The organism is Methylocucumis oryzae, from assembly GCF_000963695.1.
In the GTDB taxonomy this organism is placed as follows: Bacteria; Pseudomonadota; Gammaproteobacteria; order Methylococcales; family Methylomonadaceae; genus Methylovulum; species Methylovulum oryzae.
The window spans coordinates 1-13139 of the sequence record NZ_LAJX01000150.1; the positions used below are offsets into that span (position 1 = coordinate 1).

At 43.9% G+C, this 13139-nt stretch carries 15 protein-coding genes and 3 pseudogenes; 15 read left to right on the forward strand and 3 right to left on the reverse strand.

Translation table 11 applies throughout. The annotated features are described in order from the left end of the window. The 4 genes from VZ94_RS27105 to VZ94_RS14575 all read left to right on the forward strand — a co-directional run. The coding region (locus VZ94_RS27105) for a hypothetical protein (protein ID WP_045779788.1) at positions 1–220 on the forward strand (220 nt) is incomplete at its 5' end. After that, positions 201–650 carry a hypothetical protein gene (locus tag VZ94_RS29270; RefSeq protein WP_239649967.1) on the forward strand — a complete coding sequence of 150 codons (450 nt, stop codon included), beginning with the start codon at positions 201–203 and terminating at the stop codon, positions 648–650. The genes VZ94_RS27105 and VZ94_RS29270, both read left to right, overlap by 20 nt. A gap of 59 nt (positions 651–709) precedes the next feature. Next, entirely contained in the window at positions 710–1756 is a 1047-nt protein-coding gene (locus VZ94_RS14570; protein WP_239649968.1) for a hypothetical protein, read from the forward strand. 319 nt (positions 1757–2075) lie between these two features. Then, positions 2076–2789, forward strand: coding sequence for a hypothetical protein (locus VZ94_RS14575; RefSeq protein ID WP_052700573.1), 714 nt, complete (start codon positions 2076–2078; stop codon positions 2787–2789). Between the two features lie 8 nt (positions 2790–2797). Here VZ94_RS14575 and VZ94_RS14580 read toward each other — a convergent pair whose 3' ends face one another. The 3 genes and pseudogenes from VZ94_RS14580 to pgi form a co-directional block, all read right to left on the reverse strand. Then, the gene (locus VZ94_RS14580) at positions 2798–3631 is read right to left on the reverse strand and encodes an NAD(+)--dinitrogen-reductase ADP-D-ribosyltransferase (protein WP_045779789.1); all 834 of its coding nucleotides are present in this window, start codon (positions 3629–3631) and stop codon (positions 2798–2800) included. An 8-nt stretch (positions 3632–3639) separates the two neighbouring features. Next, positions 3640–4422 carry a pentapeptide repeat-containing protein gene (locus tag VZ94_RS14585; protein ID WP_045779790.1) on the reverse strand — a complete coding sequence of 261 codons (783 nt, stop codon included), beginning with the start codon at positions 4420–4422 and terminating at the stop codon, positions 3640–3642. A 103-nt stretch (positions 4423–4525) separates the two neighbouring features. Beyond that, positions 4526–6155, reverse strand: a pseudogene (pgi, locus tag VZ94_RS14590) (glucose-6-phosphate isomerase). Positions 6156–6583: 428 nt separating this feature from the next. Here pgi and VZ94_RS32240 point away from each other — a divergent pair. From VZ94_RS32240 to VZ94_RS23215, 11 genes and pseudogenes are all read left to right on the forward strand, one after another. Beyond that, the gene (locus tag VZ94_RS32240) at positions 6584–6910 is read left to right on the forward strand and encodes a hypothetical protein (protein ID WP_338040428.1); all 327 of its coding nucleotides are present in this window, start codon (positions 6584–6586) and stop codon (positions 6908–6910) included. Beyond that, a complete protein-coding gene (locus VZ94_RS32245) occupies positions 6849–7178 on the forward strand; it encodes a hypothetical protein (protein ID WP_338040429.1) in 330 nt (109 codons plus the stop codon). The genes VZ94_RS32240 and VZ94_RS32245 overlap by 62 nt, the downstream gene beginning before the upstream one ends. A gap of 52 nt (positions 7179–7230) precedes the next feature. Beyond that, complete coding sequence (locus VZ94_RS14600) at positions 7231–8157, forward strand: cupredoxin domain-containing protein (RefSeq protein WP_045779791.1); 927 nt, start codon at positions 7231–7233, stop codon at positions 8155–8157. Between the two features lie 74 nt (positions 8158–8231). Then, on the forward strand, positions 8232–8654 hold the full coding sequence (locus VZ94_RS14605) for a YqaA family protein (RefSeq protein WP_045779792.1): 423 nt from the start codon (positions 8232–8234) through the stop codon (positions 8652–8654). 23 nt (positions 8655–8677) lie between these two features. After that, positions 8678–9476, forward strand: a pseudogene (locus VZ94_RS14610) (hypothetical protein). Positions 9477–9499: 23 nt separating this feature from the next. Further along, entirely contained in the window at positions 9500–9925 is a 426-nt protein-coding gene (locus VZ94_RS14615; protein ID WP_045779793.1) for a desulfoferrodoxin family protein, read from the forward strand. Positions 9926–10121: 196 nt separating this feature from the next. Further along, positions 10122–10797: pseudogene (radC, locus tag VZ94_RS14620) on the forward strand (RadC family protein). A gap of 72 nt (positions 10798–10869) precedes the next feature. Beyond that, a complete protein-coding gene (gene cas1f / locus VZ94_RS30870) occupies positions 10870–11349 on the forward strand; it encodes a type I-F CRISPR-associated endonuclease Cas1f (RefSeq protein WP_275575267.1) in 480 nt (159 codons plus the stop codon). 8 nt (positions 11350–11357) lie between these two features. Beyond that, complete coding sequence (gene cas1f / locus VZ94_RS30875; protein WP_275575268.1) at positions 11358–11756, forward strand: type I-F CRISPR-associated endonuclease Cas1f; 399 nt, start codon at positions 11358–11360, stop codon at positions 11754–11756. Between the two features lie 95 nt (positions 11757–11851). Continuing rightward, positions 11852–12913: a P-loop NTPase family protein gene (locus tag VZ94_RS14630; RefSeq protein ID WP_052700574.1), complete on the forward strand. Its 1062-nt coding sequence runs from the start codon at positions 11852–11854 to the stop codon at positions 12911–12913. A 4-nt stretch (positions 12914–12917) separates the two neighbouring features. Continuing rightward, a partial coding sequence (locus tag VZ94_RS23215; RefSeq protein ID WP_131655575.1) for a hypothetical protein occupies positions 12918–13139 on the forward strand: 222 nt, incomplete at its 3' end.

Sequence of the window (13139 nt, forward strand, 5' to 3'; positions counted from 1 at the left end):
TAAGACGGAACAGGTCATTCAGACCGCAGGACGCCGTAAATACGTCCCTGTAGGTTTGGCGGCAGCATCCCTGCTGCCGACACCTGGAGCCACAAGGATGTGGCGAATGCAGAAAACGCAGGAGCTGTTTTCTGTCGTTCTAAACGCCCTGTCCCATCTTAAGTTTGTAGCCCTTTTTTCTAACTATAGTAGGGGGCGTAATGACAGAAGCAAAAGTTAAGATTTGGTCTTTAGGAGACTGGAATGCTTTCTTCGGTTTTGGCACGAATATACTGGTTAATCTATTAGTATTAACAGGATTATTACGATTCGTGCTGAAAAAAATGCCCGATGACTTAGTGTTTGAGCGCATTTTGCCAGCTACTGGCTTAATGTTGTTTTTAAGTACGCTTTATTACGCTTACTTAGCCTACAACTTGGCACAAAAAACCGGCAGAGACGATGTTTGCGCATTGCCTTCCGGCGTCAGCGTTCCTCACATGTTTGTCGTCGTGTTCGTGATTATGATGCCCATATCACTAAGCACAGGCGATCCGGTTAAAGGTTGGGAAGCAGGTTTAGCCTGGGTATTTATTCAAAGCTTTGTCTTAATGATAGGAGCTTTATTGCCCCGTTTATCCGAAAAATCACACCTCGAGCCGCGTTATTAGGTACGTTAGCCGGTGTATCTGTCGCATTTATTTCAATGCGGCCTGCTTTAGAGATGTTTATGACACCGGTTGTCGGCGTTGTGTGTTTTGCAATTATTTTGGCGGGTTGGTTTGGCGGAGTTAACTATTTCAAAGGCATTCCTGCTGGCTTAGTGGCGATAGCTGTAGGCACGATTATCGCCTGGAGCTCAACTGCGCTAGGGTTAAATTATGGCGGCATGAGCTTAAGCAATGTGACTGCCGCTCTTAGCAATTTTGGATTTTCGTTACCTATTCCTGCGATTGGCCATGTGTTCTCTGGCTTTGAGTTTTTAGGGGTTATTCTAGTCACCGCCATTCCTTTTGGCGTTTATGACCTTGTTGAAGCCATGGACAACGTGGAAAGCGCCGCCGCCGGAGGCGACAGTTTTCCCACTACCCGAGTATTAACCGCCGACGGCGTTGTCAGCTTAATCGGTTGTCTAATGGGAAATCCTTTTATTAATGCAGTTTATATTGGCCATCCAGGCTGGAAATCAATGGGCGGACGCATTGGCTATTCGGCCGCTACCGGCGTTGTTGTGTTATTACTGTCCTGGTTAGGTATTATTGCGCTAATGGCATCACTCATTCCTGTCGTTGCCATATCGCCTATTCTGCTTTATATCGGCATGTTAATCGGCGCACAAGCATTTCAAGAAACACCTAAAGACCATGCCCCTGCAATAGTCTTAGCTTTTACTCCACATTTGGCGGCATGGGGCAAGCTCCAAATCGACAATGCCTTAGGAGCTGCGGGTACTAATGCTGTAGCGGTAGGCTTGGATAAACTCGGCAGTGTCGGTGTTTTATATCACGGCCTTGAAGTATTAGGGGGTGGAGCAATATTAGGTGGATTAATGTTAGGGGCTATTGCTTCCTTTATTATTGAACGCAAATTAATAGCGGCTTCGCAATTCGCACTCGCTGCAGCCGTTTTAACCTTCGTAGGACTCATGCACGGCGAATCCATAGGCTTTGCTCAATCATTAACCGTTTCGTTTAGTTATCTTTCCGTGGCTGTTATATTATTTTTATCGGGCAAATACGCCAAAATTACCCCTGCAACCATTCCTGCAGGACATTAATCAGGCTAATCTAAATGGCTTCGTATAGCACCTTGTTCATTGATTTTTATGTTGTTATAAAAGGTGCGCACAGCGCACCCTACCTATCTGGACATTAATATAGCCACACTAATGTCTAATTCGTGATGGTGTGCGAGGCCATTCATAACAAAAGTCATGGGCGAACAACCCATGACTTTCTATCCCCAACACTCTACATTTCCTAGCATCAGTATGCGTTTACAGACGATAACGCTCTTGTGTATGATGACAACTTATAATTTTAGCCATTAGAGCCGCTAACAACGTTAAGCTATCCGGTAAGCTTTTAGGAAATACTATGAATACTCACATTAAAGTCGCACGTTATTCTGTGTTCGCTTTGTTTTTGATGCTTGCCTCAACTGGCTCTGCTAACACAATAGATAGCACATCTGTTAAAACGATAACGCTCAATGTTTCAGGCAATGTAGACAACATAATAGCTAGCCCGACTGACCAAAATGCCTTAGTTGACCAGATTAAAGCCAACTTAAACAGTTGGAATATTCCACTGACAGTTGAAAAAAACGACTTAGCGTATTCGCATTCCCTGACCGCCGAGATTGGCGCTATTGAATATGGTAGCACGCCGGTTGGCCTGTCGTTTAGTACCGGCAACTCAGACCCTAGAGCCAAAGACTTTCAAAAAGCTCATGTACTACCTATCACATGCCGCATCCAAGCCAAAGCGCATCCTGAACAACACGCCGAATTAACCCAAACCGTCAGCGCTAATAACAAACCCAACCTAGCAAGCTTAGCTGATGATATAAGCTCTATTTGTTTTCAGCTATTAGATGATTTAAAAATCACCAAACTGACACCGCAAACCCCAGAAAGCATTAAAACCGTAACCTGGATGCCTAAGTTACGCGTAGAAACCATACCTGCCGCACCGCTTTCTACTAAGCCTTTAGCGAACGGCGCAGTGGCGGAAGAAGAGAAAAAGCAAATTATCTTGCATAATCAAGGTACGCCTGTGATTTTCAAATGGGGACAAGAAAGGCGCTAAGGCATCTATCAACGGCTAACCTTAACATAATAATCGCCGCCAATAACGATATATTCGGCCTCACCATGCAAACCGTGATGGCTTAATAAATCACTAAAAAACAGCAGTTTCACCATAGGCACTTCGACTTCTAAAATATAAGAGCCGAACTCACTGGCGATACTGCGTTTGTCGGTAAACGAGTTGACGCTGTTTAAGCGCATGAGTTGATAAGGATGGTCGGCAGGTTGCAGCGTCCAAGCATCTAGCTGATTAACACCACGAAACAAAGTCTTATGGCTGAGTGCTGGAAACTGAAAACGCTCAATAATCCATTGACAATATTCGTATAACAAATCCAATTGCATAAAGATACAATTGTTGTGGTAGCGGCTATTCATTTTTTCTTCTAAATAGTCTACCCAGTCTTTACTGATAAAGCTCAATAAGCGTCGTTTATGAAACGTTGGGAATAAGCCAAATCGGCTTTCTACCCAGCCTTTTAGTACGGCAGCTTGGGCATTATTAGAGTCTAAGCCCCAATCTTGAATAAGTTTTAAGTAGCTGTTTTTATAGCGGCGACGTCCGTGTTTATCAACACCTAAACGCTGCTCCGTTTCATGGCCGAAAATCACACACATGTAATCTTGAAAAATACGGTGACAGGCTTCTAAACAGTTTTGCTTAGCTAATTGCGTGAATAAACTGGCGGCTGATTCACGCGTACCCGAAATATGCAGAGGTTTTGGATGTTGATTAAAAATCGGGTCGGCCAAAATGGCAGTAGGAATCCCGATTAAATTCGTGCTATGGCCTAACGGGTAAGTATCTTGAGACAAACATGCTAAGGTTTCGCGATACATGTTATCGCTTAATCAGCCTTAAAAATCGCTTTATCTAAGTTTTTGCTTTGCGCTAAACCTTTGAGTTTGGATTTATCAATATTGGCAGAAAACACCGTACCCTCTAAATTAGCACCGCTAAAATTAGTATCCTCAAACAGACACGTAGACAAATCGGCCCCCGATAAATCAGCGTTAGCTAGGTTTGCCCCAGAAAAATCGATACCAAACAACACCGCACGATTTAGCTTAGCGCCTGATAGATTGGCAAAACGCATTAAAGCACGGTTTAAGTTCGCTTCGGTCAAATTCGCACCGGTTAAGTTGACGCTGTTTAAGCTAACGCGCATTAAACCCATTGGTTGATTTTGCATGTCCACGCCCCAATTAGCATGGCTTAAATCCGCTTGACTTAAATCGCTTTTATCGAGATTAGCAATAAAACGGCTGCCAGTTAGCTTGGCTTTGCTTAAATTAGCCGAAGCCATGTGTACGCCAAAAATGCTGGTATTGGCTAAATTAGCACCTGACAAATTGATTTTAGTCATTACGGTTAAATCCAAGTTTAATCCGGATAAATCGCTATGGCTTAAATTAGACCGGCGTAAATCGGAGCCCCATAAATCCGCCTGGCGAAAATCTAAGTTAGATAAATCTAAGTCAGTTAGGTCTTTACGTCTTAAGTCAGCAAGATGTGTGGCATCAGCCTTAGCCAAACGCTGCTCGACAGCGACTCTGTCCAACTCGGCAGCACTTATCTCTAAGCTAACCCAGCCAATTAAGCTTAATAAGCCAATAGCATATTTTTTCATAACAGCAACTCTCGATTTTTACAGTAAAAATAACAAGATAGACTCCACGCGCTCCTAACGACTTACAATCGCCAGGAACAACCTTTATTGCAAGCCTTATGCTTTAAAAACGCTTATACGCATTAATCAATCCATTGGTTGAGCAATCATGGCTAGTAATCACCGCATCATTTTTAAGCTCAGGCAGAATCGCTTTGGCTAATACTTTGCCTAACTCAACGCCCATTTGGTCGAACGAATTAATATTCCAAATAGCTCCTTGCACAAATATTTTATGCTCGTAAAAAGCTAATAAGCTGCCTAATGTTCTAGGCGTCATTTTCTTTAACATAAACGAGCTAGACGGCTTATTGCCTGGAAATATTTTAGACGTCACTAAAGCAGAATCTTGTTGCTGTTCAGGTGTTAATTCTGCTTTAACTTCGGCCTCGGTTTTACCGCGCATGAGCGCCTCAGGTTGAGCTAAAAAAGTTTGAGACTAAAATCTCGTGATGTTCGGGTAAGTTGTAATGGCTCAGCGCTGCAACGAGGAAGTCACACGGTATCAGCTTAGTGCCTTGATGAATAAGCTGGAAAAATGCATGTTGACCATTCGTGCCAGGTTGCCCCCAAATAATTGGGCCAGTACTGTAATCCACAGGTTCACCCGTTAAGGTAATGCTTTTACCATTACTTTCCATGTCACCTTGCTGGAAATAATCGCAGAAATAGCGCATGGATTGGTCATAAGGTAATAAGGCATGGGATTCAGCATTAAAGAAGTTGTTATACCAAATACCTAACAAGCCCATTATCACAGGGATATTTTGGGCGAATTCCGTATTACGAAAATGTAAATCCGCCTCATGTGCGCCTAGCAATAATTCTTCAAAATTATCCATGCCGACATATAACGCGATGGATAAACCCACCGCCGACCATAACGAATAACGCCCGCCAACCCAATCCCAAAATTCAAACATATTGTCGGTATCAATACCAAATTCAGCAACCGTTTCGGCATGAGTAGAAATAGCGACAAAATGCTTAGCCACTGCACTGGCATCTTTAGCTGCAGCCAGCAACCACTCTTTTGCCGAACGAGCATTCATCATCGTTTCTTGCGTGGTAAAAATCTTGGATGCAACAATAAATAACGTCGTTTCTGGGTTTAACGGCTTTAATTTCTCAATAATATCGGCTTGATCAACATTCGAGACATAATGCACTTTTAACGAGGCAGAACCGTAAGGTGTTAATGCCGCCGCCACCATTTTAGGCCCTAAACCCGAACCACCAATGCCGATATTTACAACATCAGTAATTGCTTTGCCGGTATAGCCTTTCCAGGCGCCAGAACGAACTAGTTCGCAAAATTTTCGCATTTTCGCTAACACCCGATTAACCTCAGGCATTACATCTTTACCGTCGACATAAACAGGCGTATTGCTACGATTGCGTAGCGCGGTATGCAAAACAGCCCGATGTTCGGTGTTATTAATAACTTCCCCGGTAAACATCGCCTCTATTTTGGCGCGTAGGCCCGCTTGCTCCGTCAATGCGAATAATAATGGCATGGTTTCATCAGTTATTCTGTTCTTGGAGTAATCAAATAGAATATCGTTAAAACTTAACGAAAATTTATTGAATCGTTCAGGGTCTTGAGCAAAAGCATCGCGCAACGAATGTTCATGCATTGCCTGATAGTGATTTTGTAAATCTAACCATGCTTTTGAGGTAGTCAAAGATGACATGTGTGGGCAGCTCCATTATAAAGAGAAGGGCTAAAGTCTACGTGAGGCGTAGGGTTCACAATAGGATAGCAAGCGTATTATCATTTGCTAATATAGTTTTTAGTGTTAAGCTTGGCTTGCATCTGAGTTTCCTTAAGATGATTTATGGTGCGAACAGGTAAAAGCCGTATGTGAATCAAAGCTATTTTTATCACATACTCTTTGCATTTAAGCAAGAGATAACCCATCATCCCTTATTATTGTTAAGGTTTTACAGCATAACCTATAACAGGATGCCGCTTGAAACATTAAAGCCTTTATTTGGGTAGTTTGATGTGCTAGAGTTTGCGACTGCTAGCCGTTTCGCAGTTAAGATATGTTAGCGCATAGCGAACAAGCACACTAACGTTTTTTATAATTATAACGAATCAACAAGACAGGAAGGTGTTATGAATACAACACAACTGATTAGAAATACCCTTGTATTTTTTGCGGGATTACTATTTTCTTCAATAATCTGGGCACATGGTGGCGCTAAAGGTACTGATACCGATCAATGTAAATTTGAATTAGAACCTGGCCATTGGATACACTACACCGCTTATCAACCTACTCAATTTCCAGCCGAAGAATTTTGCGGTAAGTTACCCAGCACAGACACTAAAACCTTATTAGTTTTCGATTATCAAGACAATCGCTACCGCGATATGACGGTTGAGTTTGAAGTCACCAAAGAACCAGAAGGCACACGCGTCTTTTTTCCTTCCTGCTGCTAAGCATAAATCTGGCACCGTAAACTTAGATTTACCTCAAGGCGTCGCAGACCCTGGTAAATACTTAATCCATATCACCTTAATTCCTGACCAAGGCGAGCGCTTAGATGCACACATGGGATTTGTCGCAGGTGGCGGTCAACCAGCAAGTTCAACTAACATCTTATTATTCGTATTCTTAGGTTTTGCTGCTTTATACATCCTCTATTTGTCACATGCAGGTTTTAAAGCTGCTGTTGACAAACATCTTGGTTTTAAAAAGAGCGCCTAATGCGTATAAACCTCTTTTCTTTGTGCTGTGTAATGAACTCTGAGGAAAACGAATGCTGAAACTATTATCTATCGGCGTCATATCTTTGTTAGTCAGTGCTAACGCGTGGTCTTTAGACTACATGGAGCATGACGGAATGTTAATGAATCACGGCGATGGTCACTTAATGGACATGGCCGGTGGTATGGTCATGGGACAAAATTCCGATAAATTACCGGGTGGCTGCGACAGCATTTCCGAAACACGTGAAATCACAGTTCATGCGGGTCACAAATATGCGGAAAAGTTTCCAGGCAGAATGTTCGCGTTCGATACCCAGGAATTTAACTTCGAGCCCTGCACTAAGCTCACCGTGCATTTTATTAATGATGACAAAATTCGCCATCAATGGATGATGCACGGTTTACCTAAGTACTTATACCCTAAAGGCATGTTCCATTTAGAAGTGTCAGGACCCGGTAAAATCTCAGGTACATTGATTCTACCGCCAGGTGATAAAACGTACTTAGTGCATTGTGATATTGCACAACACATGGAAAAAGGCATGAAAGCCCAATTAAAAGTGGGCAAAGGCGATGGCGATTTATCCAGTATCCCTGGCGTCACAGCGCTTGCTGTTGCGGATGATTACCATGGCAGCCTACACCAAATCATGGAAGCGGCGGAAGCAGAAGAAAAACTGTTAGCGAGCCAGCCAATACCTGACCCTAATGCTCCAGCCACTCCGGCAGCTAATGCCGCATCAAACACACCGCAACAAGAGCCTTTAATCTCAGGCATGACCATTATTGGTTTAGTCTTAGGTCTAATAGCCGCACCTTGGTTAGTTAAGAAATTTAAAGGCATGACTGCAGCAGAAATCATTACTTATATTTTTGAATTGCTACGAACCGGCGTGGAGATTGTTGTAAAGTTCTTTAACCAATTGCTAAAAATGATTAACAAAAATAAAGCCTTACCTGACAACTCCGGTCATTAACAGCTTTATTAAGCAAAACCCCTGTGCATACAAACACAGGGGTTTTTTTATGGGCGTAAGATTGCCATACCATCATGGATAACTCATTAGAATTATTGGGCTTGTTTATCAGCGCATTTATCTCAGCGACGCTAGCGCCCGGTGGCTCAGAAGCACTACTCGCCTATTTAGTACATACCCAAACTTTTTCGATAAATCACTTATTATTAATCGCCACCGTGGGTAACAGTTTAGGCGCGATGACAACATGGGGCTTAGGCTCATTAGCGGCTATACGGTTTCCAACAACGCGTGTGTTACCTGAAAAACAGCTAAAAGCGTTAACCTACATAAAAAAACACGGTTTATGGGCGCTTTATTTTGCTTGGTTGCCGATTATTGGCGACGCCCTTTGTTTTGCGGGTGGCTGGTTAAGATTGCCTTACTTACCCGCTTGCGCGTTGATTGCGCTAGGAAAATTCAGTCGATATGCGGTTATCGCATGGTTTTTTGCCTAATATTTAGTTTTTAGAGAGCTATTGTGTTACGTCACTTTCCCAATCCCCAGCAAAACTATCGCCATAAAACGCGTGATTACGTTATTGCAATTTTTACCTTTGTTTGCGTCGCGATTTGTTTAATCACTGATGCCGATGCCGATATAGCAAAACAAAATGCATTAGGTATTTGTGCATGGATTTTCTTATTTTGCCTCTTATCAGGCGAAAAACCGCGAAGTCAGAATGCAAGTCGCGATAGCAATTGCCTTTGCTACGATTGGTGAGCATTTTGCTTCGCCGTTTATGCAAGGCTATATTTACCGATTTCATAATGTTCCCGCCTACGTTCCACCCGGTCATGGCATGGTGTATTTAACCGCTGTCGCATTGGCCCGCTCCGGATTGTTTTTAAACCATGCAAGAGTTATCGCCACACTGGTTGTACTCGTCTGTGGATTATGGTCTATTTGGGGTATTAGTGGCTTAGCTAAACAAGGCGATTCGGTAGGCGCACTGTTATTTTGTATATTTCTGCTTTATTTATTTAAAGGCCGTTCACCGATGGTGTATTTAGCCGCCTTTTTTATTACAACATGGCTAGAACTTATCGGCACGGCAGTAGGAACCTGGCACTGGGCGCCAATAGACCCCGTATTGCAACTACCCCAAGGCAATCCACCTAGTGGTGTCGCTGCTTGGTATTGTTTAGTCGATGCCGTCGCCATTGGCGGCGCACCCAAGGTTTTCCAATTACTGCATTATCTGAATACGCGTTTAAGCCTTACAGAGTTAAGAAAAAACTACCGTAAGACAGCGATAATGAATGATAATGAATACTAACCCCATGACAACGAGAGGCCACTATGAAACGACGCGATTTTATCCGTGCCGGGATAACCGGTTTAACAACAAGTTTAGTACTCCCTAATGCCTTAGCGGCAACAGGCGTTTTGCCCCCTACCCTTGGCGACTTATATTACACCGAAGCTGCGCAAGGGCGCTGGAGTGGTAAAGCCGCCACCCATTTACCTAAAATAGAACTAAGCAAACAAAATACCCAAACACTGGTTAAAGTGGTCACGCCACACGAAATGAAAGGCTACGAGCATTACATCGTCAAGCATGTTTTACTGGATAGCGCTTATAAATTTGTTGCCGAACACATGTTTAATCCAATTGAAGATAAAGTCGCATTGTCAACATTTACGCTAGACAATTACAGCGGCGCTATTTATGTATTAAGCCTATGCAATAAACATGATTTGTGGTTAGCAACTGCTGAAGTGTAACATATACTCTGAACGGTCACATTCGGGCTACACACTTTAGTTGTAGGGTGCGCTGTGCGCACCTTTTTTCATTGATTTTTTTGATGTTATAAAGGTGCACACACGCACCCTACTTATCTAAAAACCGAATGTAACCGCTTGAAGTAGAGCTGACAAGCCGGACTATCCGGCTTGTCTTAGTTTATAGGAGGAGCGTATGGCAATCAAAGACTGGCCCGCTTGTGACCAACCTAGAGAAAAACTATTAGAACGCGGTGTAAGCGCATTAACTGATGCCGAGTTACTGGCAATTTTTTTTGCGTACTGGTGTAAAAGGCAAATCCGCAGTTGATTTAGCCAAAGAATTATTAACCGAATTTGGCTCACTTAAAACCCTGTTAGAAGCAGGACAAGAGCAGTTTTGCGCTAGCAAAGGCTTAGGTAAAGCCAAATATGCGCAATTACAAGCAGTAATGGAAATGGCCAGGCGCCATTTCTTAGAAATAATACAGCGTGGCGACGCGCTAACCAGTCCCAATAGCACACGCGCCTATTTAAGCGCGCAATTACGCGGCTACAGCCATGAAGTATTCGCCTGTTTATTCCTAGACAACCAACACCGCGTCATAAAATTTGAAGAACTCTTCCGAGGCACGATAGACAGCGCCAGTGTTTACCCACGCGAAGTGGTTAAACAAGCCTTACACTACAACGCCGCAGCCGTCATTCTGGCACATAACCATCCCTCAGGCATCAGCGAACCTAGCACGGCCGATAAAGCCATCACGCAAACCTTAACCAAAGCCCTGGCCTTATTCGATATTCGCGTATTAGATCATTTTATTGTTGGTGATGGCGTACCGTATTCTTTTGCCGAACATGGCTTGATTTAATGGTTACACCCTGTGCCGTTTTATGTTGGTAGCCGATTTAATTAACGCAACTACGCCCTAGCAGGAATAAAAATGGAAGCTCTTACCGACTTAAAAGCCATTCTGCACTCTAAACGCGCAAACATCTATTACTTGGAAAAATGCCGAGTCATGCAAAAAGATGGTCGTGTGCTATATCTTACCGAAGCAAAAGACGAAAATCTCTATTGGAACATTCCCATCGCCAACACCACAGTGATTCTACTTGGCACTGGCACATCCATCACACAAGCTGCAATGCGTATGCTCGCCAGTGCAGGCGTACTTGTTGGCTTTTGCGGCGGAGGCGGCACCCCGTTGTTATCCGGTAATGAAATTGAATGGCTCACGCCGCAAAGCGAATACCGCCCTACTGAATACGTGCAAGGCTGGCTAAAATTTTGGTTTGATGAAAACCAACGCCTCGCCGTCGCCAAAAGCTTCCAACGCGCCCGTATCGACTATCTGCAACGCATCTGGTCAAAAGACCGCGACTTAAAAGCCGAAAATTTTTTACCGACGACAACAACCTAACCGTAGCGATAAAAACCCACGGCGAAAAACTCAACACCGCAAACAAAGTCGGCGACTTGTTCTCGCATGAAGCCCAGCTCACCAAACAGCTATACCGTTACGCTGCCAATCTCACGCAGCAAAACGGCTTCACTCGTGACCCCAACGCTACCGATGTCGCGAATGGATTTCTAAATCACGGCAATTACCTGGCTTACGGCCTAGCCGCTACCACGCTATGGGTGCTAGGCATTCCGCATGGATTTGCCGTCATGCACGGAAAAACCCGCCGTGGCGCTTTAGTATTCGATGTCGCCGATTTAGTCAAAGACGCCCTGGTTTTACCGTGGGCGTTTTATCTGTGCCAAAGAAAAAATGAGCGAACAAGACTTCCGTCAGCAAATCCTGCAAAAATTCACCGAACATAAGGCGCTAGACTTCATGTTTGAACAAGTCAAACAGCAAGCCATTGGCCAATCAGAACCCTCTCCCCGCGAGAGCGAGCAGAGTGAGGAATAAAATCATGATGGTCACCTTCATCAGCCAATGCCAGAAAAAAGCCCTGAATCGCACCCGCCGCGTCCTCGACGCCTTCGCCAACCGCATCGGCGACAACACCTGGCAAACCGTGATAACCGAAGACGGACTCATTGCCGTCAAAACCCTGCTGCGCAAAACCGCCACCAAAAACACGGCGGTGGCGTGTCATTGGCATCGGTCGAGAAGCCGAAGTGAGTTGGTTTGGATTGTGGGGAATCGGCGGTGTTTTAATTCTGAGGGGATTGTGCCGGTGAATCGCACACGCAAAAACTTGGCGAATAGTCATTGGGAGAATGATTGGATGTACTTGCCGCTAGTAAAAATCCTGAGCGCATTGGCGGCTTTGTTTCATGATTGGGGCAAAGCGTCAGAATATTTTCAAGCGAAACTTATGGAAAATAAAAATACAGGCGACCCATTACGGCATGAATGGATTTCCGTGTTGTTTTTCAACGCTTATGTTAATGGAGAAACGGACGAACAATGGCTGAATCGGCTGATAAATGCTGAATTTGACGTAACGACCTTAAAGCAAACAGTGCTTAAAAAAACCAAAGCACCGCTTTATCAATTGCCCCATGCCGCGAGTGTATTGGCGTGGTTGATTGTCACCCATCATCGTTTACCGACACTTGAAAAAACAGCAGGTAAACCAGCCGAAGATTTTAGTAGCGTGTTTAGACGTATCACCCAAAATTGGGGCTATGAAAATAGCTACGATGCCGAAGCCTTCAAGAAAAATTTACCACGTTGTTTTGACTACCCCAAAGGGTTACCCAGCGACTCACCCAGTTGGCTAAAAGAATGTAAGAAACAAGCCACTCGCTTACAACAGCACTTGCCGCTATTGGAACAAGCCATCAACGATGGCAGTTGGCGTTTGATACTTCTGCAAAGTCGTCTTGCGTTAATGTTGGGCGATCATTTCTACTCATCGTTAAAAATAGACGATCCAAATCGCTTAAAAAATCGTGAATTGGCCTTGTATGCCAATACTGAACGTGACGGCAATAAAAAAAAGGCTTCTCAAACAAACTTTAGATGAGCATTTGCTGGGTGTTGCCAAGCAAGCCGGACACGCCGCCCACTTTTTACCCATGCTGGAAGGAAACAATGAAGAGTTGGAGAGGGTTCGTGACGTTAAGTCATTAAAGCAAAACAGCAAGCAAGGCTTTGAATGGCAGGACAAAGCCGTTAAAGAAATTAGCCAATGGCGGCAACAAAACCCACAACTGGATGCCAATCAATACGGTTTTTTTGCCGTCAATATG

Excerpts from the sequence above, each read along its gene's own strand:
- VZ94_RS14630 (WP_052700574.1), top strand. The coding sequence starts at position 11,852 with ATGATGGTCACCTTCATCAGCCAATGCCAGAAAAAAGCCCTGAATCGC.
- VZ94_RS29270 (WP_239649967.1), top strand. The coding sequence starts at position 201 with ATGACAGAAGCAAAAGTTAAGATTTGGTCTTTAGGAGACTGGAATGCT.
- VZ94_RS14615 (WP_045779793.1), top strand. The coding sequence starts at position 9,500 with ATGAAACGACGCGATTTTATCCGTGCCGGGATAACCGGTTTAACAACA.
- VZ94_RS14585 (WP_045779790.1), bottom strand. The coding sequence starts at position 4,422 with ATGAAAAAATATGCTATTGGCTTATTAAGCTTAATTGGCTGGGTTAGC.
- VZ94_RS14575 (WP_052700573.1), top strand. The coding sequence starts at position 2,076 with ATGAATACTCACATTAAAGTCGCACGTTATTCTGTGTTCGCTTTGTTT.
- VZ94_RS32240 (WP_338040428.1), top strand. The coding sequence starts at position 6,584 with ATGAATACAACACAACTGATTAGAAATACCCTTGTATTTTTTGCGGGA.
- VZ94_RS14600 (WP_045779791.1), top strand. The coding sequence starts at position 7,231 with ATGCTGAAACTATTATCTATCGGCGTCATATCTTTGTTAGTCAGTGCT.
- VZ94_RS14570 (WP_239649968.1), top strand. The coding sequence starts at position 710 with ATGACACCGGTTGTCGGCGTTGTGTGTTTTGCAATTATTTTGGCGGGT.
- cas1f (WP_275575267.1), top strand. The coding sequence starts at position 10,870 with ATGGAAGCTCTTACCGACTTAAAAGCCATTCTGCACTCTAAACGCGCA.
- VZ94_RS14580 (WP_045779789.1), bottom strand. The coding sequence starts at position 3,631 with ATGTATCGCGAAACCTTAGCATGTTTGTCTCAAGATACTTACCCGTTA.
- VZ94_RS14605 (WP_045779792.1), top strand. The coding sequence starts at position 8,232 with ATGGATAACTCATTAGAATTATTGGGCTTGTTTATCAGCGCATTTATC.